Source organism: Vibrio mytili (assembly GCF_049563345.1).
Classification (GTDB): domain Bacteria; phylum Pseudomonadota; class Gammaproteobacteria; order Enterobacterales; family Vibrionaceae; genus Vibrio; species Vibrio mytili.
Map to the genome: position 1 here is coordinate 1,333,968 of NZ_CP110481.1, position 24,931 is coordinate 1,358,898.

The 24,931-nt window shown below is 43.6% G+C and carries 24 protein-coding genes; 11 read left to right on the forward strand and 13 right to left on the reverse strand.

Annotation, left to right across the window (positions count from 1 at the left end; translation table 11 throughout):
- Positions 1 to 4: 4 nt before the first annotated feature.
- The 5 genes from ONE56_RS06235 to proV form a co-directional block, all read right to left on the reverse strand.
- Positions 5 to 1,537, reverse strand: coding sequence for an AMP-binding protein (locus tag ONE56_RS06235; protein ID WP_423840434.1), 1,533 nt, complete (start codon positions 1,535 to 1,537; stop codon positions 5 to 7).
- Positions 1,512 to 2,156, reverse strand: a complete 645-nt coding sequence (locus ONE56_RS06240; RefSeq protein WP_041157050.1) for a thermostable hemolysin — start codon at positions 2,154 to 2,156, stop codon at positions 1,512 to 1,514. The genes ONE56_RS06235 and ONE56_RS06240 overlap by 26 nt, the downstream gene beginning before the upstream one ends.
- A 249-nt stretch (positions 2,157 to 2,405) precedes the next feature.
- Entirely contained in the window at positions 2,406 to 3,413 is a 1,008-nt protein-coding gene (gene proX, locus ONE56_RS06245; protein ID WP_041157049.1) for a glycine betaine/L-proline ABC transporter substrate-binding protein ProX, read from the reverse strand.
- The gene (gene proW, locus ONE56_RS06250; protein WP_041157048.1) at positions 3,406 to 4,491 is read right to left on the reverse strand and encodes a glycine betaine/L-proline ABC transporter permease ProW; all 1,086 of its coding nucleotides are present in this window, start codon (positions 4,489 to 4,491) and stop codon (positions 3,406 to 3,408) included. The genes proX and proW overlap by 8 nt, the downstream gene beginning before the upstream one ends.
- Positions 4,492 to 4,495: 4 nt before the next feature.
- Positions 4,496 to 5,683: a glycine betaine/L-proline ABC transporter ATP-binding protein ProV gene (proV, locus tag ONE56_RS06255; protein WP_041157047.1), complete on the reverse strand. Its 1,188-nt coding sequence runs from the start codon at positions 5,681 to 5,683 to the stop codon at positions 4,496 to 4,498.
- A gap of 522 nt (positions 5,684 to 6,205) precedes the next feature.
- On the opposite strand from proV, the gene ectA reads away from it, so the two are divergent.
- The 4 genes from ectA (at position 6,206) to ONE56_RS06275 (ending at position 9,988) form a co-directional block, all read left to right on the forward strand.
- A complete protein-coding gene (gene ectA / locus ONE56_RS06260; protein ID WP_041157046.1) occupies positions 6,206 to 6,739 on the forward strand; it encodes a diaminobutyrate acetyltransferase in 534 nt (177 codons plus the stop codon).
- Between the two features lie 50 nt (positions 6,740 to 6,789).
- Positions 6,790 to 8,055 carry a diaminobutyrate--2-oxoglutarate transaminase gene (ectB, locus tag ONE56_RS06265; protein WP_041157045.1) on the forward strand — a complete coding sequence of 422 codons (1,266 nt, stop codon included), beginning with the start codon at positions 6,790 to 6,792 and terminating at the stop codon, positions 8,053 to 8,055.
- A gap of 15 nt (positions 8,056 to 8,070) precedes the next feature.
- The gene (locus ONE56_RS06270) at positions 8,071 to 8,457 is read left to right on the forward strand and encodes an ectoine synthase (protein WP_415679477.1); all 387 of its coding nucleotides are present in this window, start codon (positions 8,071 to 8,073) and stop codon (positions 8,455 to 8,457) included.
- Positions 8,458 to 8,548: 91 nt separating this feature from the next.
- Positions 8,549 to 9,988 carry an aspartate kinase gene (locus ONE56_RS06275; protein ID WP_041157043.1) on the forward strand — a complete coding sequence of 480 codons (1,440 nt, stop codon included), beginning with the start codon at positions 8,549 to 8,551 and terminating at the stop codon, positions 9,986 to 9,988.
- Positions 9,989 to 10,191: 203 nt separating this feature from the next.
- Here ONE56_RS06275 and ONE56_RS06280 read toward each other — a convergent pair whose 3' ends face one another.
- A complete protein-coding gene (locus tag ONE56_RS06280) occupies positions 10,192 to 10,689 on the reverse strand; it encodes a fasciclin domain-containing protein (RefSeq protein WP_041157042.1) in 498 nt (165 codons plus the stop codon).
- Positions 10,690 to 10,826: 137 nt separating this feature from the next.
- Here ONE56_RS06280 and ONE56_RS06285 point away from each other — a divergent pair, with 137 nt between their 5' ends.
- From ONE56_RS06285 to ONE56_RS06305, 5 genes are all read left to right on the forward strand, one after another.
- Positions 10,827 to 11,417: a DJ-1/PfpI family protein gene (locus ONE56_RS06285; protein WP_331439239.1), complete on the forward strand. Its 591-nt coding sequence runs from the start codon at positions 10,827 to 10,829 to the stop codon at positions 11,415 to 11,417.
- A gap of 39 nt (positions 11,418 to 11,456) precedes the next feature.
- Positions 11,457 to 12,152, forward strand: a complete 696-nt coding sequence (locus ONE56_RS06290) for an aspartate/glutamate racemase family protein (RefSeq protein WP_331439238.1) — start codon at positions 11,457 to 11,459, stop codon at positions 12,150 to 12,152.
- A gap of 9 nt (positions 12,153 to 12,161) precedes the next feature.
- Positions 12,162 to 12,599, forward strand: a complete 438-nt coding sequence (locus ONE56_RS06295) for a GNAT family N-acetyltransferase (protein ID WP_041157039.1) — start codon at positions 12,162 to 12,164, stop codon at positions 12,597 to 12,599.
- A gap of 135 nt (positions 12,600 to 12,734) precedes the next feature.
- On the forward strand, positions 12,735 to 13,064 hold the full coding sequence (locus ONE56_RS06300; RefSeq protein ID WP_041157038.1) for a zinc ribbon domain-containing protein YjdM: 330 nt from the start codon (positions 12,735 to 12,737) through the stop codon (positions 13,062 to 13,064).
- Positions 13,065 to 13,121: 57 nt separating this feature from the next.
- Positions 13,122 to 13,517 carry an ACT domain-containing protein gene (locus tag ONE56_RS06305; RefSeq protein ID WP_041157037.1) on the forward strand — a complete coding sequence of 132 codons (396 nt, stop codon included), beginning with the start codon at positions 13,122 to 13,124 and terminating at the stop codon, positions 13,515 to 13,517.
- On the opposite strand, the gene ONE56_RS06310 is transcribed toward ONE56_RS06305, so the two are convergent.
- The 5 genes from ONE56_RS06310 to ONE56_RS06330 all read right to left on the reverse strand — a co-directional run bounded on the left by ONE56_RS06310 (position 13,514) and on the right by ONE56_RS06330 (position 18,682).
- The gene (locus ONE56_RS06310; RefSeq protein ID WP_415679478.1) at positions 13,514 to 14,635 is read right to left on the reverse strand and encodes an ABC transporter permease; all 1,122 of its coding nucleotides are present in this window, start codon (positions 14,633 to 14,635) and stop codon (positions 13,514 to 13,516) included. The genes ONE56_RS06305 and ONE56_RS06310 overlap by 4 nt on opposite strands.
- The gene (locus tag ONE56_RS06315) at positions 14,632 to 15,798 is read right to left on the reverse strand and encodes an ABC transporter permease (protein ID WP_423840435.1); all 1,167 of its coding nucleotides are present in this window, start codon (positions 15,796 to 15,798) and stop codon (positions 14,632 to 14,634) included. Before ONE56_RS06315 ends, ONE56_RS06310 begins: the two co-directional genes overlap by 4 nt.
- A 22-nt stretch (positions 15,799 to 15,820) precedes the next feature.
- Positions 15,821 to 16,804 carry an HlyD family secretion protein gene (locus ONE56_RS06320; protein ID WP_041157036.1) on the reverse strand — a complete coding sequence of 328 codons (984 nt, stop codon included), beginning with the start codon at positions 16,802 to 16,804 and terminating at the stop codon, positions 15,821 to 15,823.
- A gap of 3 nt (positions 16,805 to 16,807) precedes the next feature.
- Positions 16,808 to 18,223: a TolC family protein gene (locus tag ONE56_RS06325; RefSeq protein ID WP_331439235.1), complete on the reverse strand. Its 1,416-nt coding sequence runs from the start codon at positions 18,221 to 18,223 to the stop codon at positions 16,808 to 16,810.
- A gap of 231 nt (positions 18,224 to 18,454) precedes the next feature.
- The gene (locus tag ONE56_RS06330; RefSeq protein WP_041157035.1) at positions 18,455 to 18,682 is read right to left on the reverse strand and encodes a hypothetical protein; all 228 of its coding nucleotides are present in this window, start codon (positions 18,680 to 18,682) and stop codon (positions 18,455 to 18,457) included.
- Between the two features lie 442 nt (positions 18,683 to 19,124).
- Here ONE56_RS06330 and ONE56_RS06335 point away from each other — a divergent pair, with 442 nt between their 5' ends.
- Both ONE56_RS06335 and ONE56_RS06340 read left to right on the forward strand, forming a co-directional pair.
- A complete protein-coding gene (locus tag ONE56_RS06335) occupies positions 19,125 to 20,744 on the forward strand; it encodes an ATP-binding protein (RefSeq protein WP_423840436.1) in 1,620 nt (539 codons plus the stop codon).
- Positions 20,741 to 21,427, forward strand: coding sequence for a response regulator (locus tag ONE56_RS06340; protein ID WP_041157033.1), 687 nt, complete (start codon positions 20,741 to 20,743; stop codon positions 21,425 to 21,427). The genes ONE56_RS06335 and ONE56_RS06340 overlap by 4 nt, the downstream gene beginning before the upstream one ends.
- 125 nt (positions 21,428 to 21,552) lie before the next feature.
- On the opposite strand, the gene ONE56_RS06345 is transcribed toward ONE56_RS06340, so the two are convergent.
- Positions 21,553 to 23,688 (reverse strand): TonB-dependent siderophore receptor, encoded by a 2,136-nt coding sequence (locus ONE56_RS06345; protein WP_423840437.1) that lies wholly within the window; start codon positions 23,686 to 23,688, stop codon positions 21,553 to 21,555.
- A gap of 157 nt (positions 23,689 to 23,845) precedes the next feature.
- Positions 23,846 to 24,766: a helix-turn-helix domain-containing protein gene (locus tag ONE56_RS06350; RefSeq protein WP_423840438.1), complete on the reverse strand. Its 921-nt coding sequence runs from the start codon at positions 24,764 to 24,766 to the stop codon at positions 23,846 to 23,848.
- Positions 24,767 to 24,931 lie beyond the last annotated feature (165 nt).

Here is a 24,931-nt window from a genome sequence, read left to right on the forward strand (position 1 = left end):
CTCCTTAAGAAGCGATAGATGACTGGAGAGAAAGGTCGATTCGTTGTACCTCTTCGCCTTCCAGTGTGAATTTTGGTATGTCGTGTGCAAGCCATTTAGAGATGCTACGCTCGATTGCGTCACGCTTAAGCTTGCCGTTTTCGGTGTACCAACTCGGAATTCGTTGTGGGTTATCCATCACCAATAAAACTTGAATTCGGGCATAATCAGGAAGCGTGCTATTTAACGCTGAGATTTTTTCTTCTAAACCCTCGCTCTTTGTAACGATTGCACATAAAGCCTGTTGGTCGTCTCCGGTGACGATCAGTGGCGTATTGGGCAAAAATGCTAGCGCTTCAGACTCGACCCATTCTGGTGATACATTTCGTCCGTACGCTGTCACGATAAGATTTTTTTTGCGACCTGATAGAGTGATGTAACCTTGATCGTCAATCTGAGCCAAATCGCCAGTTGCTAACCATTCTTGATGAAAGGGTTCGTTTAAGTAACCAAGGGCGATACTGCCTTTCACAAACAGTTCTCCATCGTCTGCGATTCGGGTTTGAGTATGCGTCAACGGTTTCCCACATGTGCCGGGTTTGAATTCCGCAGGCGTATTCAAACAGACGACGGAACCACACTCAGATAATCCATAACCTTCAAAAGCGGGTATGTTTAAAGCACGGGCTGCACTAATCAATTGTGAAGACACTCTTGCACCGCCGACGGCAACAAATTTTAGAGAAAGCGCGAGGGGTGGCTGAGTTTTTACGATGTGTATTAATGCCAAGAGTAAAGCAGGGGTTAACACTAAGCTGTCTGGTTTAACCTCGGCTAACGTTTTCGTAAATTGAGAGGTATCAAAGTGGCTAGAGCCCATCAGTCCTGTGTGTTTTCCGGGCAGGATCGTCGCGGTTACTCCCAAGATTAATGGTACGTATACACCCGTAATATTTTCCAGCAGAGTAGATAGTGGCAGCAAGACCAAATGAGACTGCGCTAAGCCTTTGACTGCATGTGAGAGCGATGTGGCAACTTGGAATAAATGCTCATTGCTTAAACATACGCCCTTGGGTTGGCCAGTCGACCCAGAGGTAAACGTAATTTTCCCGGTCCCTTCAAGATAAGGGGCATGTACCGTGGGGAATGTATGTGTCAATGGTAAGCCAGAGACTCGTAGTTGTTCGTTTGGCGTTGGCTGAATGATACCGTCAGGTAAGGCAACGTTGTTCCAATCTCCTAGTAAGGTATCGACGTTTGACTGGATTAAAATATGCCTTATTTGGCTATCAGAAAAAAACATTGGGATAGGAACAACAACAATGTTTGCAGCCATTGCAGCAAGATCGATGATGGCCCAATTAATGTTATTTTCTGCACGCAACGCGAGCACTTTAACATTGTGCGCCTTTAGTTGAGACGCAGCATATTGAATTTGATCGAACAACTCAGAGTAGGTTAATTGAACGGTTTTTCCAGTATCGTCCTTTCCCACAAATGCTAAGTGCTCTGGTTGGGTCATTGCCCAATTTTTAATGGTGTCTAGGAGCGTATTCATTATTATTCCATGCTTGTTGACGTTTTCGTTGTTGGAGTGTTCGAAGGCGTTCTAGCCCTTGGATTAAGTTTCCGGCAAGAACTCGAGGCTGGTGCTCGTAGTATGACCCCCAGGTTGATTGAGCATCATGGACTTTGCCAGGGTCGGCATGGGTGATGATTTTTGACTCTAAACCAAAGCGCGTCATCATAGCGTGCAGTGGATCTGTGGCAGTAAAAATGCACCATTCAAAACCAAGTTCCACTAACCGTTCCGCAATGAGGTAGAAGTGAAGACCTGACATGCCTTTAGCAAATGAAGCTAGATGCCCGAATTCCACCAGATTGGAACGCTGCACTTCACATTCAAATAGATTGGAAACCAGTGTTTGTGCCTCTCCCTCTAAGTATTGTTCTAGGAAAAGAGGTTCCTGATCAGCGACGCGAAAGCCGCAAACTGAAATAATATGGTCGTTCTTAATTAGGGTTAAATACTCAGGCATAAATTGCTTAAGTTCAGCGCAGAATGCTTTTTGGTAGCGCAGAGAAACATGATCAATAACGTCGCTCCACAACGGGTGTTTTGAATCAACGATGTCCAACGTAAAGCTATCTTGAGAAGTTCTTACATTGAGTTTCATTTGCGATTCCTTTGACTGAGTGAATACCAATAAAGTAAAACGCAAAACTTAAGGAACTCTTAAGGAGTGAAAATTAAATGAGATAAAGGGAAGTTGGGAGTGAAGATAAGATGTAAAAAATAAGAGCCAATTGCGATGAACAATTGGCTCTTAGCGAGTTTATTAACTAACCGTATTGTTTTGAAAAACAGTGTTGTTTTGAAAAACAGTGTTGTTTTGAAAAACAGTGGTTATGCCTGGTCCTGAGGGCTACATCGCCGCTTTTTTGGCCTCGGCAATCCAACTATCAAACAGGTCTCGGTTAGCTTTAATCCAACCATTTACGTGAGATTTAATGTCAGCTGAGGTATTTTTACCTTTGCTCATCATCATGTTCTCTGCACTCACATCGTTGATGTTAAGCTTCATGATTTCGAAAAGTTTCGCTGCGGCAGGATTTTTTTCTGCAAATTCTTTGTTTGCAACAATTCGCATTGAGTTCATCTCGAAACCATAGTTTTTGCCATTGGCAAGTGTTGTGTCAACGTCTTTACGATCACCAGGAAGCGATGAAAAAGGCACTTCTAACCAAACCACATCTTTACCCGGAACTAAAACGCCACTTACCCAATATGGTGTCCACGTGTAGTAAAGGATTGGGTCGCCTTTTTTGTAACGTGAAATAGTATCAGCGATGATTGCAGCATAGTTACCTTGGTTGTGCGTGACAGTGTCACGAAGGCCGAAGCTATCAAGTTGATGTTCTATGACCATTTCGCAACCCCAACCAGGGTTACAGCCAGTTAAGTCAGCTTTACCATCGTCATTCGCATCAAACAACTTCGCGATCTTTGGATCCTTTAGCTGACCAATGTTAGTGATGTTGTACTTTTCAGCTGTTTTCTTGTCAATCAAGTAGCCTTGAGCGGCACCGCTGATGTACTCGCCTTTAGTGAAAAACTTGTCATCGCCTCCCGCCATTTCGTATTTACCTGAATGGAGTGGATACCAATATACAGCCAAAAACGTTGCATCGCCTTCTGCGATAGACGTGTAGGCGACATTGTAATCAACCTCTTTTGTCGGCTTCACATCGTAGCCAAGCTCTTCGAGTGCTCGATTGACGATCAACGTCTGAAACGTTTCTTCGGCCACCGTCGATTGAACAGGTTGGACGCTAACGCCTTTACCTGGGAGATCTTCTGCGACACTATAAGTGGAAAATGCCATTGTACTAAGTGCGCCTATCGTCAGCGCGTTCTTCCATGAGTTAATCATTAACGTTTCTCCTAGTTTTTAGGTCATCTTGGTTCGTCTTTGTTTTCAATTTTAAAAGGTATGAAACAGGACCTGTGTGATACCAGCGCAGCTTAGTATTGCCTGCATTTACGCCGAGGACTTGGGTAATTCGGTCCAACAAGATCGCCAGTATGACAATCCCAAGACCACCAACTGCAGCAAGCCCCATGTCCAGTCGTCCGATACCACGTAATACCATTTGTCCCAATCCACCGACGGCGATCATGGAGGCAATAACCACCATAGAAAGTGACAGCATTAAGGTTTGGTTTACGCCAGCCATAATCGTCGGTAGTGCGAGCGGTAATTGAACGCGATACAACATTTGCTTTTTGTTTGCGCCAAAAGAGTGGCCAGCTTCGATAAGTTCTTCGGGTACTTGCTGAATACCTAAAATAGTAAGGCGTACTACTGGTGGTAAAGCGAAGATGATAGTCACCACCACGCCAGGAACGTTACCGATACCGAATAACATAACAATGGGCACCAGATAAACGAAGGCTGGGGTAGTTTGCATCGCATCTAAAATTGGTCTGACAAACTTTGCCGCTGTGTTACTACGTGATAACCATATCCCCATGGGGAGGCCTATTAATAAACAGAAAAACACCGCGGTTAACACCAGTGCCAACGTGGTCATCGCTTGCGACCATGCGCCGATTAAACCAATAAACACAAGAGAGACGAGTGTTGAAAGGCCTAATTTGAGGTTCGAAAACTGCCAAGCCAATAAAAATAGAATCAGTACCATGATTGGCGCGGGAGTTGAGACCAAGGCGGTTTCAAATGATGTAAGGATAAAATCAATTGGAATTCTAATCGCTTGAAAGACCGGACGACCGTGTTCAACCAACCAATTTAATCCATTTTCGACCCAATGATCGACAGGAAGAATTGCATCCTGAAAAGGATGCATGATATCGAACGGTGCTTGTTCGACAACTTCTGTATTTAACCAGTCATTGTTTCCCGCAGCTTCACCGCCTTGCGCCCAAGGATCGCTTTGTGCTGGGGCTGTTTGTGACCACGGATCGTTATTTGATTGTTCTGATGACATCGTATTAATCCTTATCTAGCGTTTGCAGAAGACGTGATTTAGTCACGACACCAAAGTAATTACCGTGTTCATCAACCACAGGAACAGAATAGGGAACGCCACCAACAATCCCAAGAATGTCATTGATTGATTGTGTGGGTTCTAGTGTCACCCCATCTTCCAGTAGAGCACTGGCGAGTGAACGGTTTTCCTTGTGAGCTAAACGCAATGAGTCAATAGACACAATGCCGGAGTATTTACTTGATTTGTCAACGACAATGCCATATTCACGGTCGTTATCCATGAGCATCTGCATAGCAGAACCAGGACCATCGTATTCTGACTTTTTGAATACCGCAGCTGGCTTTTTACGCGCGATATCTTTCGCAGTGAGTGCGCTGGCTATGTTTACGCCTCGGAAAAAGGCTTCTACATAATCATTGGCCGGATTGTGTAAAATTTCGTCGGGAGTACCAACTTGAACGACATCACCATTTTGCATGATGGCGATTCTATCCCCGATCCTCATCGCCTCATCCAAGTCATGAGAAATAAATACAATTGTTCGTCTGTCGTCATTTTGGAGTCTGATCAGCTCGTCTTGCATTTCTGTACGAATAAGAGGATCGAGAGCGGAGAAAGCTTCGTCCATTAGCAAAATGTCTGGGTCACAAGCTAAAGCTCTTGCTAAACCGACACGCTGTTTCATACCGCCGGACAGTTCATCTGGGAATGATTCAGAATATGGACCAAGACCGACTCGTTCTAGTGCTGAGAGGGCGCTAGCTTGACGGGTTTCTATGTCTACGCCTGCCAACTCCAAACCAAATGCTGCGTTTTCGATGACACTCATATGGGGCATAAGCGCAAAGTTTTGGAAAACCATGGAAATGTTATTGCGGCGAACTTCTCTGAGTTCATTTTCAGAAATGTGGGCAATATCTTTGCCTTTGAGATAGACATTTCCCTTAGTCGGCTCGATAAGTCGATTGAGTAGGCGAACAAGCGTCGATTTCCCTGAGCCAGAAAGGCCCATGATGACAAAAATTTCTCCTTCGTTGATCGAAAGAGAGACATCATTTACACCAACGGTTAAACCGGTTTGTTCGAATATCTTGTCTTTATCGTTCCCTTTTTCGATAAGAGAAAAAGCACGTTCTGGTGCTTCACCAAACACTTTATAAAGTCCCTTAACTTCCAGTATGGGATCCATGTTTATCGTCCTTTTTTATGTGCTTAACGCTTTGTACTCTAAACAATTTTCTGGAATATTTCAACGTGCTGCAATTATCTTGGAACGAAATAGGCTCATATGTAACCAAAAGGTTACTGTGTGAATTTTGAGTTATTTGTCTTTAAAAACAGTTACTTGATGTGATTTTGATTGTGTTTATTCTATGAATCCATGAATGTGTGAATTAATTTTGAATATTAATTGACCGATTTTGTCGTGTGAGGCTGTTTGCGTGCCTCAGGGGTGTTAGGCGGTTGTGAATTTTTTAAAATTTAGAGCACTAATCTTTTGCTATCTTGGCATGATTTTTGGCAAATATTGTATAATATTCACACAACAATTTAGACCTCAAAGTATTTTAAGATTTGATTAAGGCTGTAAAATATGTGATATTGATCACAATTATTCGCTTAATGCTGTCAAATATTTGATTTTTGGTGGCGATAGATGCGCATAATAATAGCGAAATTTAATTAGACCTCAAAGGATATGGTTTTTCACATGATCACATCAGCACCTTGGGTTCTTTATCCTGAGATTGATAAAGAAACAAACAAAAAATGGATTTTTCGTGAACCTAAAATCTCTGATGGTGACGACATATATAGCTTGATTGCAGACTGTCCACCATTGGACATGAACTCTTCTTACTGCAATTTTTTACAGTCTTCTCATTTTAGCAAAACCAGTGTTTTGGTTGAGCAAAATGGTGACATAGCGGGGTTCATTTCTGGTTACAAAAAACCAGATGAGCAGAACGTTCTGTTTGTTTGGCAGGTTGCAGTTTCTCCTAAGTTTAGAGGGAACGGATTAGCACTTCGTATGCTTAAAGAACTGCTTTCACGAGAAAAACTAAACAATGTCAACATGGTTGAAACGACCATAACGGAAGACAACAAAGCCTCTTGGGCACTTTTCAAAAAATTGGACGCGATGAATGGCAATTTAGGCCAAGTCAGCACATTTTTAGATGAAGATGCCCATTTTAAAGGCAAGCACGATACAGAATATCTGTATCGAATTCCTCTAAAGTAATCCTCAACACAAGTAATCCACAAACAATAGGAATCAAAAACGGTCTTATCATGGATATTTTTAAAAAGCAGGAATCTAACGTACGCTCTTATTCAAATAATTTCCCAGTTGTATTTCGTAAAGCGAAAGGCTGCTGGCTAGAAACAGAACAAGGTGAGCGCTACTTAGACTTCCTAGCTGGCGCAGGATCTCTTAACTACGGACACAATAACCCTGTACTCAAGCAAGCTCTGCTCGAATACATCGAAATGGATGGTATTACTCACGGTTTAGACATGCATTCAGAAGCGAAAGCTGGTTTTCTTGAAGCCTTAAACCGCTACATCCTTGAACCAAGAAAGTTGGACTACAAAGTTCAATTTACCGGTCCAACGGGTACCAACGCAGTAGAAGCTGCTCTAAAACTGGCGAAGAAAGTGACTGGTCGTTCTAGCGTAGTTGCATTCACAAACGGTTTCCATGGCTGTACTGCTGGCGCGCTAGCTGCGACAGGTAACCAGCATCATAGACAAGGTAATGGTTCTAGCTTGCATAACGTTACGCGTCTGCCATATGAAGGATATGCGGGAGTTGATGGTTTGGCTCTGTTTGAGACGATGCTAAACGACAATTCTGCCGGTATGGATAAACCTGCTGCTGTTCTTCTAGAAACGGTGCAAGGTGAGGGTGGCTTAAATGCGGCGTCTAACGAGTGGCTACAACGATTAAGCAAAATCTGTAAAGCGAACGATATATTAGTGATTGTCGATGATATTCAAGCTGGTTGTGGCCGTACTGGTACATTCTTCAGCTTTGAACCATCAGGCATTAAACCGGATATCGTCACTCTGTCTAAATCGATTGGTGGTTACGGACTACCAATGGCGGTTGTATTGCTTAAGCCAGAGCTTGACCAGTGGAAACCTGGTGAGCATAACGGCACGTTCCGTGGCAACAACCACGCGTTTGTGACTGCAGCGAAAGCGCTAGAAATTTACTGGGCAAACGACGACTTTGAAACGCATATTAAACAGTGTTCTGAACGTGTGAGTGAAGTCATTCAGCGTTGTGTGAAGCGCTACCCACAAATGTTCGTCCAAGAAAAAGGGCGCGGCATGATGATCGGCATTGAATGTGTGAATGGTGATATGTCTGCTGAAATTACCAAGGCTTGTTTTGATAACGGCATGGTGATTGAAACCGCTGGACCAGACGATGAGATTGTGAAGTTCTTCTGTCCACTGACGATCAGCGAGTCAGAGCTGGATCAAGGACTCAGCATTTTTGAAAGTGCAGTAGAAACAACTGTTGCAAAACACTTCAAACAAGCATCTTAAAAGGATTTTTAAATTATGATCGTAAGAACTCTTGAAGAGTGTCAAAACAGTGAACGACGCGTTGTATCAGATAACTGGGAAAGCGTCCGTATGTTGTTGAAAGATGACAACATGGGTTTTTCTTTCCACATTACGACGATTTACGAAGGTACTGAAACACATATTCATTACCAAAATCACCTAGAGTCTGTTTACTGTATGAGTGGTGAAGGTGAGATTGAAGTTGTGGGTGGTGAAACGTATCCAATCAAACCTGGTACGCTATACATCTTAGATAAACACGATGAACATTACTTACGCGCTTATAAAAATAAAGAAATGGTAATGGCGTGTGTATTTAACCCACCGATCACTGGCGCTGAAGTACACGACGAAAATGGCGTATATCCACTCGTTGACTAAGCATCAATGACTTAATGTGAGGCGTTTAAACGCCTCACACATCAAATCTCTTTTCTTTTTTTTTAAAGTTACCAATCAAAAAAGGTATATCATGACTTTTACCGTAGAAAAAATCGGCGGTACATCAATGACGGCATTTGACGCCGTTTTAGACAATATTATTCTTCGTCCCAAAACACCCTATAACCGAATCTTCGTTGTTTCGGCTTACGGTGGTATGACAGATGCGCTATTAGAATGTAAAAAAACGAGCAAAGCCGGTGTATACCAACTGGTTGCTAAGCGCGATGACAGCTGGGAAGAGGCTCTAGCGTACGTTGAAAATCGTATGCTACTGACTAACGAAAACATTTTTGCTGATCCAATGAATCGTATGCGAGCAGATAAGTTTATTCGCTCACGCATTTCGGAAGCGAAAAACTGTATTGCCAATATTCTTGAGACATGCCAATACGGTCAATTTTCATTGCGCCAGTATTTGCCTCAAATTCGTGAATTTCTCTCTTCGATCGGTGAAGCACACAGTGCATACAACACCACATTGAAGCTCAAAAATATGGGTATCAACGCTCGCTTTGTTGATTTATCTGGCTGGGATACGCAAGAGCCAATCAGCTTAGACGATTCAATTCGCGACGCGTTTTCAGATATCGATGTGTCAAAAGAGCTACCGATCGTGACAGGATATGCTTACTGTAAAGAAGGGCTAATGCACACTTATGACCGTGGTTATAGTGAGATGACATTTAGCCGTGTTGCTGCGATTACGCAGGCTGACTTAGCGATTATTCATAAAGAGTACCACTTGAGCTCTGCTGACCCACGTGTTGTCGGACCTGAAAAAGTGTTGCCTATTGGTAGTACAAACTATGATGTAGCGGATCAGCTCGCTAACTTAGGCATGGAGGCGATTCACCCTAATGCCGCGGCAGGCTTACGTGAAAGTGGTATCGAACTGCAAATCAAAAACACCTTTGAACCTGAACATGAAGGCACTTTAATTTCTTCTGGTTATCGTCCGGAAGAAGACAAAGTTGAAATCATCGCGGGTAAAGAGAAAGTTTTTGCTTTGCACTTGTTCGACCAAGCAATGGTGGGCAAGGTTGATAACGTGAGTTATGAGTTGATGGAAATTATCTCAGACGCACGAGTCAGTTTGATCGGTAAAGAAATGAACGCAAACTCGATTACCTATTATTTGGGTGGTAGCGCAGACAGCTTGAATAAGGTTCTCTACAAAGCTGAAAAATGCTATCCAAAGGCGTCAATTAAAGGTCGTATGGTGGCATTGATTTCAGCAATTGGTTCTCAGATTGACACGAACAAAACCTTGGCGAAAGGCGTGTTATCGTTGATGAACAGTGGTGTTACTCCGGTTGCTCTTCACTCGTCATTACGTAACGTGAACGTTCAATTTGTGGTGAGTGATAAAGAATACCAACGTGCTATTTGTGCCTTACATGATGAGTTTTTCGAACCGTTGGAAAAGTCTGGATCATTAGAAACGGAATCAATAGAAGACGTTGCTTAGGCTTGATTACCGACCTTAATGAAAACTATGTAAGCAATAAAAGAGTGATAAGTGACAGTCGATCAATAAACGTAAAAATCGATAAATATAAAAAGGGGCTTATGCCCCTTTTTTGCTTATGCCTCTTTTTGTTATAGTTTGACGCCCTATTGTTACAGTCCCGCCCTTGGGACCACCCTTTCAGTTCAAGGTGAGTGACAATCTTATTCAGGCATCAATACGGTATCAATGACGTGAATCACGCCGTTACTCGCTTTTACATCGGCAGCGACAACGTTGGCATCGTTTATCATCACCATATCGCCATCAACCGTGATTTTTACTTCACCTCCCTGTACGGTGTTTGCCGTATCCATTTTGACAACATCGGCCGCCATCACTTCTCCTGGTACAACATGATAAGTCAGAATGGCGACAAGCTTGTCTTTGTTTTCTGGTTTCAACAGTGTTTCAACTGTGCCTTCAGGAAGTTTAGCGAACGCTTCGTCTGTAGGGGCAAATACGGTTAAGGGGCCATCGCCTTTCAATGTGTCGACCAAATCCGCCGCTTTTACTGCCGCGACGAGTGTAGTAAACGAACCATTTTCGATGGCAGTATCGACAATGTCTTTTTTCATACCATGATTGTGAGCATAGGCACTCAATGGCAAGACTAGTGTTGCGGCGAATAGATATGCTAGTGTGACGTATCGTTTAAACATGGTAATTTCCTTTTCTTGATGAATTTTTAACATGGATCACCGTTTATTTACGTCCGTTTTGGCGGATCGATCATAAAGCAGTGTGAACGGCCAATTCTGTTTCAAGATTAATAGCGACCATAAAACATGGAGTGTTGATGAACATTGGAATTTATATTTACGACGACGCCGAGGTATTGGATTTTTCCGGTCCCTTTGAGGTGTTTAGTACCGCAAAGCGATTAGATAACAACGATTGGAACGTATTTTTGGTTTCTGAAAATTCGGCACCGGTTGTCGCGCGTGGTGGTTTTACTGTCTTGCCACATTACGCTATTGACGATCATCCGAATATTGATTTACTGGTCGTTGTTGGTGGTATCCATACAGAAGAAATGACAAAGCAAAATGTACTGAGTTGGATCAATTCGTGCGCTCAACACGCTGAACACGTCGCTTCCGTTTGTACTGGCGCGTTTTTATTGGCTAGCGCAGATTTGTTGAATGGGTTAACAGTGACAACGCATTGGGAGGATATTTCCGATTTGGCTCGTCGCTTTCCTGCATTAACGGTCATCGGAAACCAACGTTGGGTCAGTTCAGGGAAATATACAACATCGGCTGGTATCTCTGCTGGTATTGATATGAGTTTACATCTTGTTGCAAAGCTAGTTAGTGAAGGGTTAGCTAAAAAGGTGGCCCGTCAAATGGATTACCGTTGGCAGATTAACGCTAAAGATATTTGCTGAACAAGTACTTGTGGTTACTTGATTATAGAAGGACGATAGATGAAGACAATTGGATTACTCGGTGGGATGAGTTGGGAGTCAACGGCCAGTTACTATAAAGCGCTAAACGAAGGCGTTAAGTCTCGTCTCGGCGGATTACATTCAGCAAAGATCTGTCTATATAGCGTAGATTTTGCAGAAATAGAGCAACTACAACATCAAGGTAAATGGTCAGAAACAGGTGTGTTACTCTCAGATGCCGCAAAGTCCGTAGAACGAGGCGGTGCGGATTTTTTAATGATTTGCACTAACACCATGCATAAAGTCGCACCAGAGATTGAGGCACAGATATCTATTCCTATATTGCATATTGCTGATGCTACGGCACAAAGCCTAATTCGAGATGGCATCACAAAAGTAGGCCTGTTAGGGACGCGCTTCACAATGGAACAAGATTTTTACAAGGGAAGGATCTCTGAAAAGTTTGGAATCGAAGTTATTGTTCCTTCCAGCAGTGAACAATCGGTGGTTCACGAAGTTATTTATCAAGAGCTTTGCCAAGGTGTTATTAATGACGATTCACGAAAGCGCTATGTAGAAATCATTGGCAACTTACATGCTCAAGGCGCACAAGCGGTGATCTTAGGCTGTACTGAGATTGCACTATTGGTTAAGCAAAGCGATACCGATGTGCCTTTGTACGACACGACAGAAATTCATGCAGCGCATGGTGTGGAATGGGCATTAAATCGCTGAGAGGTTGCAATGAAAACTGTAATTGGAAATAGCCCAGAATTGATACAAAAGGCGCAAGCTATTCGTCATCAGGTGTTTACTGTTGAACAAAATATTCCTAAAGAGCTGGATTTAGATGGGTTAGATGAAGAGTCTGTTCATGCATTAGTTACTGAAAATGAGGCACTCGTTGCGACTGCTCGATTAACGATAACAGCAGAGAACTCTTCTGTTATGGCTCGAGTTGCGGTAACTAAAACCTATCGAGGAATGGGCATTGCGTCTAATGTTGTTCGGTCATTAATGGAGTACGCTAGAAATCATGGAATAAGTTCAATAGAAATTCATGCCCATGGCTATTTACGTGACTATTATGAACAGTTTGGTTTTGTGTTTATTCAAGATGTTGAAATCGTCGGAGAACATCAGTTAATCGAAATGCATTACCAATTTAACCATATCACGTAGTGGTTTTATCTCTAGTGTCTGTTATGTTAGGTGCATCTTGCAGATGCTCATTAACGGGATTCATTAGCACAGCCAAACTGAATATGTTCTAAAACTAGAATGTGTCTCTTAAATAGTAATTTAAAATAGGTAGTTATGTCTTTTCCTCCATGTCCAAACTGTCAATCAGAGTACGTTTATCAAGACCAAAACCATCTTATCTGTCCAGAATGTGGTCACGAGTGGGACCCTTCCGAAGTTGAAGAGGGGTTTAGCGTTAAAGACGCAAATGGTACTTTGTTAGCGGAAGGCGATAAAGTGACTCTCGCCAAAGACCTAAAGGTGAAAGGCAGCTCTCTTGTGTTAAAAATTGGTACCAAAGCGGTTATAAGGCGTATTGTCGAAGGCAAAGACCATCAGCTCGATTGTAAAGTGGACGGTGCTGGTGAGATGATGGTCACCGCTAAATTCGTAAAGAAAGCTTAAGGCACTCAGTGCGATGTTAAATTTAGTGTTAAGTGTTTTGTTGTGGAGAGCAGTTGAATGGCAGGGATAACCCAGTTAGATGACTTATTAAAATCATTAAGTCCCCATTTATTGGAGCCAGAGTTCGTGTTTTGCTCTGTAACAGATGAGATAGCAGATTATGTATCATTTGATCCTGTTGCGACTTTTAAAGAAGCAGAAGGTTTAACACTTGTACTCGAAAAATCGGTCGCTTTGGATGCAGGGTTGGCGTTTGATGGAAGCTTCAAGCAGATTACATTAACGGTGCACTCCAGCCTTGACGCGGTAGGTTTAACGGCTGCGGTTGCCACCAAACTTGCGTCAAAAGGAATCAGTGCCAATGTGATCGCTGCTTTTTATCACGATCACATCTTTGTACCGTCCGCTAAGGCAGAGGATGCGATAGCCGCATTACGCGAGTTGAGCGTTTAAACTCTTCTCGCTCGCCAATACGCAATCCCACCCCATAACACAGTAAGCAACCACAGAGCGGTCCAATGGGTCGCAACTTGTTGCCATGTTGCGCCCATTTGATTAAGAGCAAGAAAGCCTTTGATAGCCCAAGTGCTTGGACTCAAATCTGCTATCCAAAGTAGGGGGCTTGGAATGGATTCCACTGGCCAAATGAAGCCTGCGAGGAAGACCAACGGCATGGAACTCACCAGCACAACCAGTGTGACCAGTTCTCGCCGAGGTAATAGAGTGCCAAGCCAGAACCCTAATCCACAACTACTTAGCAGAAATGGTAACAGCAATGTCAGTAGCTCGCCGGCTTTGCCAATGTGATTGACATCTAAGCGTTCGAAACTTATACCAAAGTAATAGGCGCTGAGAACGTAATAAATGACAACGAAAACCAAGGTCCTGACCAACAACAAAGCAGGGATTGAGGCTTGTGACCAGTAGCCTTTTCCGAGACGTTGTGAACCGGTTTGTAAGCCCACTGCCATTATCAATGTTTGCTGTAAAATAAGGACAAACACAGCAGGAACAACGTAATCGATATAGCCCATTGTGGGGTTAAATGTCGGTTTCATATTGAGCTTAATTGCTGAGTTGTTATGGCTTGCTAGACTAAGGGGCGTGCCATCAATCAACATCTTACTCACTTTGACTTGCGCACCTAAGGTTCCGCCCGCTTTTGCTAACCCTTCTACAACAGTACCATAGACCAAAAAATACGAAGCATCCGCTGCATAGGCTAAGGTTGGGCTTTTCCCCAGCAGTAGATCTTTATAAAAGTGTTCGGGAATGACTAAGAACCCCGTGATATCACGCTTTAAGAACGCATATTTGGCATCCTCAATGGTGCTTAGCCTCGAAACGACGCTTACTTGAGGCGTTGCGTCTACCATTCGCTCTAGTTTAAAACTCGTTTGGCTACCATCGAGGTTAACGATGGCAATGGACTGTTCTCTTGGCGTTTGTTGCGTGTAAGGCAGTGGGTACAAGAACGAATAGAACACAACCCCACCAAAGACCGTTAAGGTCACCACTGGATTCGTCATTACCGAGCGGATTTCTGCCTTAATCAATTGCCAGAGCGTCATGCTATTTCCTCATGTTGGCGTTTATGAGTCGCGCTACGGTGTTTGCCCATTAGAGCTACAGTGATTAACAAAGGCACAATATACGCGCTCATTGGCCATAAGTGACTGAGGGATTGCGCTATTTGTGCACCATAGTTTGCTTGTTCTACTTGAATTTCGATGTAGTGGCTGATTGGCAAGAACGAGCGCCAAAGCATGGCGAGTGTATTCATGTCTGATACAGGAAACGTGATGCCCATAAAAGCAAAACTAGGTGCAGTAAATGCGCCAGCAAAACTCATTGCTCGAGCTGGGTCCATTGTTAGAAAGAAAAACAACGCTCCCATGATGATACAGGCAATAACTGTGGCGAATTGCGCCAAAACTAACACCAAAAAACTGCCCGCCATTGGCCAGTCAAGTAATCCATAGAACCAATACAAATACAGTGCACCTTGCACCATAAATACTGGAATGTATTGTCCTAAAATCATAAACGTTCGAGCGTAGGGTTGATTACCAAGAAACTCGAAACCATTTTTATGTCCGTAAATGCGAAAATTTGCGGCGAGAACCAGTATTGTACTGACCACGATACAAATCTGCCAAATCGCCGGCACGATAGCGGTTACGAGAAACTGCGCATAGTTGTTGTTCTGATTAAACAGGGCTGTTACTTGAGTGGATACCGCAACAGTGTTTCCAATCGCTGACAGTGCGGTTGTATTTCCTTTTGCAAGTCGATTCATGACTTCCAGTTGAGCGTCAAAATAGCCTTGAGCTTGTACAACTGCCGAGTTGATCAACTTAGCCACCAAAATATATTGGCTGTTATAAAATACCGAGAGTTGTGGCTGTCGGTGTTGCAGAATGTCTTGGTCGAACCTTGGCGGGATAACCGCGTATGCGTAGATTTTACCATTGATCATCGCATTTTTGGCTTCGCTTGCATCAGCATATGCATAGCGCACATCTAAGGCAGAAGAAGCGTCTAACGTTTGCGTGAGTTGACGTGACAGCTGCGAATGTTGCAGGTCCACGCCCCCCATGGGCAAGTCACGGGCAATGCCTGATGAGAATACGCCCCAAATGATCAACGCAAGCAAAAGGGGGATACAAGTCAAACAGGATAACAGCCATTTATCGTGCTGTAAGACATGCCGCTGTGAAATATGAATTGTCATCGTCTCGACCGTATGAATATCGTTAAAGTTCAACAACGACGCTCATACCCATGCGCAACGTAGCATCGAGTTGCTGAGTGGGTCTTGCTTCGACTTCAAACGTTCTGAGGTCAAACCCTTGTGAGGCATCTGTCGCACGCCAAGTTGCAAAATCTCCCATTGCAGCTACGTGCGTGACTTTAAACTCAATGTTTTGGTCTAGTGCAGGCAAGTACGCCTCAAATGTCGAACCTTTTGAGAAGTACTTTAAAAGATCTTCACGGACATTCAGTGTGGCCCATGCATCTTTGGTGTCGATCACGGTAACGACAGGAAAGCCTTGCGGAGCCAGTTCTCCACTTTGTAGCAGTACTTGAGACACTTCACCGTCAAACCAGCTGTGTATTTGGGTGTCTTTCGCATACGCTTCCACCTCTGCTACAGCACCGGATGCCATACGTGCTTTCTCGGCTGCGGCTACTTTTGTTTCGCTTCGGGCGCCTTCTCTTGCCATTTCGTACATTTGAAAAGCGGCACTTTCCGTGTACTTTGCGGCTTGCCATTGAGTGAGCGCTTCATCGCGCTTTTGTTCCGCAACAACGCCATCTTCATACAAGTTATTGACTCGGTTATAGGTTTTTTCTCGTAAGTTGGCGGCGGCTTTTGCTTTCAACCATTGATCTTTGGCGGCCCGGATTTGTTGATCGCGAGCGCCGTTTTCTGCTTCTTGTGCGAGTGCGTCTGCCGCTTTTTCACCTGCTTTTGCTTGCTCCAATTTGGCCTCTATTTCTGGGCTATGAAGCGTAAAAATAAGTTGGCCTTTTTGAACCTCTTCGCCTTTACGCACAAGAACCTGGTCAATACGCCCCGGTACTTTCGATGAAATGCTGTATTGCTGTGCCTCAATCAAACCTTGAAGGCGAACTGGGCTTGGCTGATAGGCTTGGTAAAACTGATAGCCAACCCAAGAGGTAATACCCAAAGCACAAAGCGATAGTAAGACGGGTTTCAATGATTTTGTTGCCATACTTTATTGAACCTCTTTGGATTGAATAGCAGGAGAATAGGCGGTGTTTTGATATTGTTGGAAGCTGTTCATCTCGTTGCTGAGTGCCAACAGTTTGGTTAATGATACTAAGTAGCGGAAGCGTGCCGCTGAGATTTGTGTCTCTATACTCGCGACGTAAAGCTGAGCGTCGACAACATCCAGTGAAGAAGAAAGCCCTTGGGTAAACGCTTTTTCTCTGAGCCGTAAATTTTCGTTCGCTAAAGAGATGCTAGACTCCAGCCCTTTAACCTCATCGATTGCTTGTTGTGCTTCTAGGTAGGTCTTTTGAACCAATAAAGAGAGATCTTGCTTAGCTTGGGATTTCAAAGCATTGACTTGTGAAAGTACACTTTGTGCCGCTTTCACTTTTTCGCTTCGTCCAGACGATTCAATTAATGGCACGTTGACACCAACACCAACGAGCCAATCGGGTTTAAGCTGACTAGCAAGGGAGTCATCTTCATACAAGGTGTAATCACCGTATAAGTACACATCGGGATAATATTTGCCTTTTTCTGCTTTGAGTAAGCTGGTGGCTTGTTTGTGTTTGGCGTCGAGCAGAGCTAAACCAGGATAGGTCTGCAATGTCTGTTGTGTAAATGCGCTGAGAGGAGGGAGATGATCGTTTATGAACAACGACTCTGACGGTTCAACCACATCATTTACCGCAAGGAGTTTACCAAGGGCAGCTTGGGCAATGCTTAAGTCACTGGCCGCTTTCCGTCGTTCTACCGATGCTTTATCTAAAGACGCTTCTGCTTGAAGACGTTCAACTCGTGCTATTTGACCTTGTTCTTCGAGCTTTACCGCAAAGTCTCTGTGTTTCTTTAAGCCATTCTCGACCATTTCTCGTGTTGTTAACACTTCTTGCGCCAGTACAACAGAAAAATAATATTTTGATAAATCCTCAAAACGTGCCTGTTGCTCCATCTTAAGCTGGCTTTTCGCTTCTTCTGTTTTTCCTGCTGCTGCAGATTGCGCAGCAGAAATTCGACCACCAGTAAAGATTGGCCATATAGCTCGAATAGACGAAGAAAAAATATCTTGCTCGGTAATGGTTGACGTGGTGCTAGCAAGGCCACTAAAAATAGGCTGAAAAGCGGCAGGTATTGATAGGTTAGTGCCGGTGCTGTCCAGGATTTGCTTACCCGATAGTGTCACATCAGTGTCGAGGCGAGTGTAGTTTGCTCCAACAGTCACTTGAGGTAAGTTAAGGTTGCTGGTCGCCCCCTGTTGATACTGATAGTTTTCCACGTTGGCTTGTTGCGCTTTCAGAGAAAAGTTGTTTTCTAATAGCACTTGCCATGCGTTGTCGAAAGTAATGCGTGAAGCGTAGCTAGCCGGAGAAAGGACACAAGTGATAAGGCCTAGTAGCCAAAATTTTCCAGTAAGTTTCATAATGGCTCTTATTGTAGAGTATTGGCTCTAATATAAAGCAATAAACATTGCGTGTTAAGTATTAACCGCGTTTATACAATCACAGAGTCGCGTAGAACTTTGAGACGTTCGCACGTTTGCGTTTATGTTTATACACTTTGCTTATGTGTTTATACACATTGTCTACAAAGGTACAAAACGTCTCATAATTCTTTAACTACCTACTTTACGGGATGTTACTTGTAGGTTGCATTATTTTTTGCAAGGGCAGTGAAACTCCGCTCTCCACTCCAGTTGTCGTGAGCCTCGTATAGTATTCAACAAGTCCTTACCGCTCATTTGAGGGAAGGACATCAGCACTTTAAAGTCTAATGTGCCTCCATCTTTTTTCTCATAAGCTCTTACATGAGTAAAAGTTGAATACATATTATCCGACAACATGGCCTTATTAAGGCAAATTCCCAAACTATCACGTTCCATTTTTGGTGTTCCTTATAACTATAAATACACCTCTGTTTATAGTTTTCAGTATGCAGGTGGTGTCTAAACATTTGTTATATAGTCAGTATTTTGAAGTTTTTTAGTTTATTAATTGAAATGACTGACAGGTATGTTGAGCTTGTTTTAGACTTCCGATTTCCACTGCTTTATCAAACGGCTCCTTTGGCTTATTTGAATAAAAAGTATACGCCTGAAAATCTAAAAATGCTTCAACATTCATCAAAAATATGACGTGACCGCACTCATGGATTTCGGTCCAATCAGTGTACTGAATAGAGGAAACGTTGCTCTACGAGTGGTGTTGGTCGAATCAGATACGCATATAACTCTTTACTCTTCACAAATTTATGATTTTGCGACAGCTTGACTGTTAGTTAAATGTTAAGTTTCACCTCGGAAGTTTAATGAAAAGGAACAACTCATGAGTTGGAGCACGATCAGCTTTAGAAAGCGTATGCTGATAATTATGACGCTCTCAGGGTTGATTGAGTTATTGGTGCTGGTTGCAGCCGGTGTCACCTATTTAAAAGTAAACCAAGAACAAGAAATGGGTGAGAAAGCGCTTGGCGTAGCCCGTTTCCTAGCGAGTTCATCGATTGTGCGTGAAATCGTACAAAGTCAAAACGGAGAGGCTTATCAGGCCCGATTTTTAGAGCTTACAGATGCTATCGGTGCTGCTTTTATTGTGATTGGAGATAAGGACGGTGTACGTCTGATTCACCCAGTCGAGGATCGCATTGGCAAGCCAATGAAAGGAGGAGACAACCGACGAGCTCTTGAAGAAGGCCTTTCTTATGTTTCGACGGCAAAGGGTTCGCTAGGGTTTTCTATTCGTGGTAAAGCGGCGGTCTTTGACTTGGAAGGGAATGTCATCGGTGTCGTGTCTGTAGGCTATTTGCTGGATAGGCTGCAAGATCGAATTGAACCGTTTTTAGCTTTTTTAATACTCATGGTTGTCATTGTGGTGGTCGCGAACGCACTGGTGTCAAACTATGCGTCTCGCAGATTTCAGCGCGCTATTTTGGGCTTTGAACCAGAGGAAATTGGTCGGCTGTATGGCGAATTAGAAGTGACCATGGGCACGATTAAAGAGGGAGTGCTAAGTATTGATTCACAAGGCGTACTACGTTCAATAAATCGCAGTGCGTGTCAGATCTTGGGAATAGAGCGAGACGCCGCACTCAATAAACCGCTTACCGATACGATTCCTGATAGTGATTTGTATACGGTATTAGAAACCGGACAAGAAGATCATGACATTGAGATATTCTTGAATCACAAGCGGTTGATTGCCAACCGTAGCCCTATCAATGTTGATGGTAAAATTGTTGGTGCCGTTTCGAGTTTTCGTTTGCGTGATGAAATCAACGAACTTACAGAACAATTGTCGCAAACCAAAGAGTATGCCGATCTCTTACGTTCTCAAACTCATGAGCATAGAAACAAACTCAACACCATTAGTGGCCTTGTACAAATGGGTGAGCTGGAAGAAGTGCAAAAGTTAATTGGGCAAGAAGCCGCTCACTACCAAGCCATGATCGAGTTTTTGAGAGATACGATCAAAGATCCTTTAATCGCTGGGATGCTACTGGGCAAAACAGAACGAGCGCGAGAGCTAGGATTGCAATTAGTAGTAGAGGAGGGAAGCCGTTTAGAACCATTGACTGAGTGGTTAAATGCAGAAGATCTCGTGACAATTTTGGGCAATCTCATTGATAACGCGTTTGATGCAACTATGACGGCGATTCGCGACGAACCGAACGTGGCGGCTGACCGCAGGAACATTGATGTTTCGATCAGCGATTATGGTAACGAAGTTATTCTAGAAGTAAGCGATCATGGTTGTGGTTTGCCTAGCGATATAGAGCCTCAAATGCTTTTCGAAAAAGGCATTTCAACGAAATCTCGGCATAACCGTGGCGTTGGTTTGCATTTGGTTAATCAACTCGCGATACGTTATCACGGCCACGTTGAGCTACTACCTAATTTACAACAAGGAACAATAATTACTGTGTATTTGCCGAAGGAAGAACAAGTATGAGTAACGCGACTCGAGTCATGATCATTGAGGATGATTTGGCAATTGCAGAGTTACATCATAAGTATCTAAGCCAACTTGATGGTTTGGATGTGGTAGGTATTGCAACGTCGCGTATGGAAGCAGAAATGCAGATTGACATCCTTAAACCGGACTTATTGTTGATGGATGTTTATCTTCCTGATGGAACGGGATTAGAAATTCTCAATACATTGCGTTCGAGTAACCTGACTTGCGATGTTATTTTAATTACTGCCGCGAGAGACGTGGATACCTTGCAACAAGCGATGCGAGGAGGCGTTGTAGACTATCTGCTCAAGCCCGTTATGTTTCCCCGTTTAGATGCTGCTCTTAAAAAATACATTGCTCAGCGTCAACAACTGGATGTAATGAAAAGTTTGGACCAAAACTTGGTCGACCAAATGCTACGCTCAAGCGATATGTCTGATAGTGCGGTTAAACGTTTACCAAAAGGGATTGACGGCGTAACCTTGGATAAAATTCGGGAGCTATTTACCGGCAGTGAATCACTGACAGCTGACGAAGCAGGCCTAAGAATTGGGGCAAGCAGAACAACAGCAAGACGATATCTCGAATACTTGATCAGTGCCGGTGAACTAGAGGCCGATTTAAACTATGGGACAGTAGGGCGCCCAGAAAGGTGCTATAAAAAAGTGATTCGTTGACACTCAAAACGGCCACTTCAAAAATAAAAGATGATGCAAAAGTAATACAAAACACAAAAAGCGGTGACGAGCTTTCGCCACCGCTTTTTTTGTGTGATAAGAGTGTTCACCTGCTCGTCGAACGACTAAAAGTTATACTCTAACCTCGCTTCAATCGAACGTTCTGCCCCAAACCAGCAGTTACTGCTGTCAAAACACGAGTAGTATTCTTTGTCGAACAGATTGCTCGCGGAGATGGTCACTTTCGCACCATCAAGGGATTGAGATGAAGAAGAAAAGTCATAGCTCGCGGCTAAATCGACCAGTGTATAATCTGGCACTTGATCGCTGTTTTGCGCATCGAGTTGTGTTTCTCCCACGTACCGGACACCGGCACTTGTGCGCAGGCCATTGAGTGTACCTTCGAAGAAGTAATTCGCCCATAAGGAAGCGCTTTGCTCTGGGACCCAAACTGGCACTTTTCCCTCTTGGTTGTAGTAGTTGTCCTTGGTTATTTCCATATCAATATAGCTGTATCCAAGTGTGACATCTGCTTGCGGTGTCGCTTGCCATTTCGTCTCGATCTCCACACCCTTTGATACGACTTTACCTGCCTGATAATTGGGTGCATAAGGATCATTTGGATCCGTTAATACCGCGTTTTTCTTTGTAATATGGAATAACGCTAAGTTGGCAGACAGTGAACGGGTCAATGGTACATACTTCAACCCAAACTCCCACTGATGTCCAGTGGATGGTTCGAATGCAGTGCCATCGGCATTTGCTCCAGCAATTGGCTCAAAACTTTCCGAATACGTCAGATAAGGCGAAACTCCGACGTCCAGTTCGTATAAGCCACCGACGCGGAAGGAAATGTTGTTATCGTCAAGCTCTTCTTTACCATCTGATACCGATCCTAAGTAATCACTCTCTGTATCTGTTTCTGATTCGTATTTATCCCAACGAAGTCCCGCAATCATTATTAGCTTATTGAAACGCATTTGATCCTGAAAGTAGAGACCAATCTGTTTGGTACTAATGTCGAGGTCTTGTTGGTAAGGGAAGTTGAGTGTCTCGCGGTTAATGCTGTTGTGATCGGGATTAAAAATATCCTGAGTCAGCGAGTAATCTAACGTGTCTTTGTATGTTACCTCTGAATCGAGCTGTTGGTAATCCAAGCCGAACAGTAGGTTATGTTCGAGACGACCAGTTGTAACGAGTCCTGAAAGTTGGTTGTCGATGACAAAAGACTTGGACGTTTCATCGGTCAGGTAGGCATTTCGACCAACCGTCCGGTTATCGGTGTTTAAGGCGTTGCTGTAGGTATTTTCTTGGTATGCGTCCGCAGCCATATAACGAGCATTTTGTAAAAACTGCCAGTTGCTGTTGAAATCATGCTGAATCTTATAGCCAAACATCAACACTTCGCGCTCATATGTGTTCCAGTTTTCATCCCCTAGATACGTATTTGGCGACATAGAACCCAAAGGGTTTTTAGCCACAGAGCCGGAGGCTGGAACCGTGGTATAAATCCCCGCTGATGGGTCGTTTTGATAGTAAAGGTTAACGTTGATGAGGGTGTCATCTGTTGCTTGCCAGTTCAGAGAGGGAGCAAGAACGTATCGCTCGTTTTCTGATGTATCAGCTTGACCATCGCGCTGCTTAGCCAGACCAACGATGCGGTAATCTACTTTGGACTCCCCAAGCTGTCCTGTGCTATCAAACGTCAGTTCTTTAAGGTTGTTTGTGCCTGTGGCGACTGATATTGAGTGCGCAGACTTGGATTGAGGTGCTTTGGCAATGATATTAACCATACCACCTGGGGGTATATTCCCGTAAAGGACAGACGTCGGTCCTTTAAACACGTCAATTTGTTCTAGTGCCACCGCATCAATTTGCGGTTGTAGGTTCCATCCGTTGTACAACAATGGCAGTCCATCATAGAAATTAGTGTAATTAATGAATCCGCGAATATTGAATAAATCGAGACGGCTTACCGCGCCACCACGCAACTCGGTATTCACTCCAGGGGCATAACGCAATGCTTCTCCAACGGAGCTGACCCCGCGCAAATCCATCTCATCCTTGGTTAAGGTTGTCATTGCTTGAGGCGTTTCGTAGGGTTCGAGTGCGGTCTTGGTGGCGGTATTTCGATATGTTTCACCCAGCACGGTTACGGTGTCGTACTTTGTGATGTCATCACTTGCGCTAACATGACTGGCAAGTATTGTTGATACCACTATTGCTACCAGAGACCGACGAAGTCGCGTTTGTTTATCCATAATTGTGTTTTCCACTACTGTTACTACTTTTTTTGTTGATAATGATTGTCATTTCTATTTTATAGAGAGTAATAATGAAAACTTAACAATTTGGTGCAAATCGCTCTTTATCTGATTCGAGTAACGAAGCGTGTAAATAAGAAGCGTGTAAATAAAATTAAGACTTGCCGCTGCATTGCAGTGATTTGATTGGAAGCCAGTAATGCATTTTCGCGCTGTCATCATTTAGCTTGTAGTTGCTCGGATAGACTTCTAGCTCATATCCATCAACGCCTCGATAGTTGGAGTTAGGGAGCCATTCGAGAATAAACCAAGTTAATGTGTTCGCTAGCTCAGAAACTTTACCTACATGCGTGATCACCGCATAGGTTTGATGAGGCACGACTAGAGTGTCTAAGTGAAGTTTTCCTAGCTGATCATTGTTTGCACCTTCGCTCAGTTCAAATCCTGCCCAGTATTCGAGTAGACCAGCATTGCAATTGGAGTTTACGACATCAATCACTCCAAGTGATGAGTGGGGCGCATCTATCCCTTTGCTCATGAGCGTATTCCAGACCGATGGAACCTTTTGATGGAAGTCGGGGGTTGGGGAGAGTAACCCGCGGATGGGCTGATGAATACCCGCGAGATGAAACGATGGTTTGGTTTCCACTTTCACTTCAATAAATTGCCCGCTGCGGTGTGGACTCGTAGAGGACCGCTTTTCGGTTAACGGCTGTCGTAAGCCCGTCAATTGCTGCCTTTTACGGTACTCTCTAGGGCTGATTGAGAACATTTGCTTAAAAGCGCGGCTGAATGCAATTTCAGAAGTAAATCCAACGTCTATAGCAATGTCCAACGAGCGCTCGCGGCTGTGAATAAGCTTCTCCGCAGCGAGACTCAATTTTAGGGCTCTGACGTAAGACGCGACGGTCATTCCTGTATGCTGTTGGAAAACACGTTGCAATTGCCAACGTGACCAGCAGCTTTTTTGGGATATTTCATCAACGCTGAGTGGTGACTCTAGGTTGTGATGAATATAATCCAACAACTTTTGGATGCGATTAATTGCGTTCGTGTTAACAGTGCTCAGACTCATACATGGTTGTTATTGATGATCATAAGCTTTATTATCTAATATTGAGAATCATTATCAACAATGTTGAGTGGATTTTTTTCATGACTTATAAACAGCGTGACGATGTTGTCAGGGTGGCGGTTTTTTGTCCTGCTTGCTGTGCCGAGTTAAATGAGCTGCAAAGTA

What these genes read in the sequence shown, in the direction of transcription:
- ectA (WP_041157046.1), top strand. Translation starts at nt 6,206, where the DNA reads ATGATCACATCAGCACCTTGGGTTCTTTATCCTGAGATTGATAAAGAA.
- ONE56_RS06270 (WP_415679477.1), top strand. Translation starts at nt 8,071, where the DNA reads ATGATCGTAAGAACTCTTGAAGAGTGTCAAAACAGTGAACGACGCGTT.
- proV (WP_041157047.1), bottom strand. Translation starts at nt 5,683, where the DNA reads ATGGATCCCATACTGGAAGTTAAGGGACTTTATAAAGTGTTTGGTGAA.
- proX (WP_041157049.1), bottom strand. Translation starts at nt 3,413, where the DNA reads ATGATTAACTCATGGAAGAACGCGCTGACGATAGGCGCACTTAGTACA.
- ONE56_RS06290 (WP_331439238.1), top strand. Translation starts at nt 11,457, where the DNA reads ATGAAGACAATTGGATTACTCGGTGGGATGAGTTGGGAGTCAACGGCC.
- ONE56_RS06295 (WP_041157039.1), top strand. Translation starts at nt 12,162, where the DNA reads ATGAAAACTGTAATTGGAAATAGCCCAGAATTGATACAAAAGGCGCAA.
- proW (WP_041157048.1), bottom strand. Translation starts at nt 4,491, where the DNA reads ATGTCATCAGAACAATCAAATAACGATCCGTGGTCACAAACAGCCCCA.
- ONE56_RS06330 (WP_041157035.1), bottom strand. Translation starts at nt 18,682, where the DNA reads ATGGAACGTGATAGTTTGGGAATTTGCCTTAATAAGGCCATGTTGTCG.
- ONE56_RS06280 (WP_041157042.1), bottom strand. Translation starts at nt 10,689, where the DNA reads ATGTTTAAACGATACGTCACACTAGCATATCTATTCGCCGCAACACTA.
- ONE56_RS06300 (WP_041157038.1), top strand. Translation starts at nt 12,735, where the DNA reads ATGTCTTTTCCTCCATGTCCAAACTGTCAATCAGAGTACGTTTATCAA.
- ONE56_RS06335 (WP_423840436.1), top strand. Translation starts at nt 19,125, where the DNA reads ATGAGTTGGAGCACGATCAGCTTTAGAAAGCGTATGCTGATAATTATG.
- ONE56_RS06320 (WP_041157036.1), bottom strand. Translation starts at nt 16,804, where the DNA reads ATGGCAACAAAATCATTGAAACCCGTCTTACTATCGCTTTGTGCTTTG.
- ONE56_RS06275 (WP_041157043.1), top strand. Translation starts at nt 8,549, where the DNA reads ATGACTTTTACCGTAGAAAAAATCGGCGGTACATCAATGACGGCATTT.
- ONE56_RS06345 (WP_423840437.1), bottom strand. Translation starts at nt 23,688, where the DNA reads ATGGATAAACAAACGCGACTTCGTCGGTCTCTGGTAGCAATAGTGGTA.
- ONE56_RS06305 (WP_041157037.1), top strand. Translation starts at nt 13,122, where the DNA reads ATGGCAGGGATAACCCAGTTAGATGACTTATTAAAATCATTAAGTCCC.
- ONE56_RS06240 (WP_041157050.1), bottom strand. Translation starts at nt 2,156, where the DNA reads ATGAAACTCAATGTAAGAACTTCTCAAGATAGCTTTACGTTGGACATC.
- ONE56_RS06310 (WP_415679478.1), bottom strand. Translation starts at nt 14,635, where the DNA reads ATGACGCTCTGGCAATTGATTAAGGCAGAAATCCGCTCGGTAATGACG.
- ONE56_RS06285 (WP_331439239.1), top strand. Translation starts at nt 10,827, where the DNA reads ATGAACATTGGAATTTATATTTACGACGACGCCGAGGTATTGGATTTT.
- ONE56_RS06235 (WP_423840434.1), bottom strand. Translation starts at nt 1,537, where the DNA reads ATGAATACGCTCCTAGACACCATTAAAAATTGGGCAATGACCCAACCA.
- ONE56_RS06340 (WP_041157033.1), top strand. Translation starts at nt 20,741, where the DNA reads ATGAGTAACGCGACTCGAGTCATGATCATTGAGGATGATTTGGCAATT.
- ONE56_RS06325 (WP_331439235.1), bottom strand. Translation starts at nt 18,223, where the DNA reads ATGAAACTTACTGGAAAATTTTGGCTACTAGGCCTTATCACTTGTGTC.
- ONE56_RS06315 (WP_423840435.1), bottom strand. Translation starts at nt 15,798, where the DNA reads ATGACAATTCATATTTCACAGCGGCATGTCTTACAGCACGATAAATGG.
- ectB (WP_041157045.1), top strand. Translation starts at nt 6,790, where the DNA reads ATGGATATTTTTAAAAAGCAGGAATCTAACGTACGCTCTTATTCAAAT.
- ONE56_RS06350 (WP_423840438.1), bottom strand. Translation starts at nt 24,766, where the DNA reads ATGAGTCTGAGCACTGTTAACACGAACGCAATTAATCGCATCCAAAAG.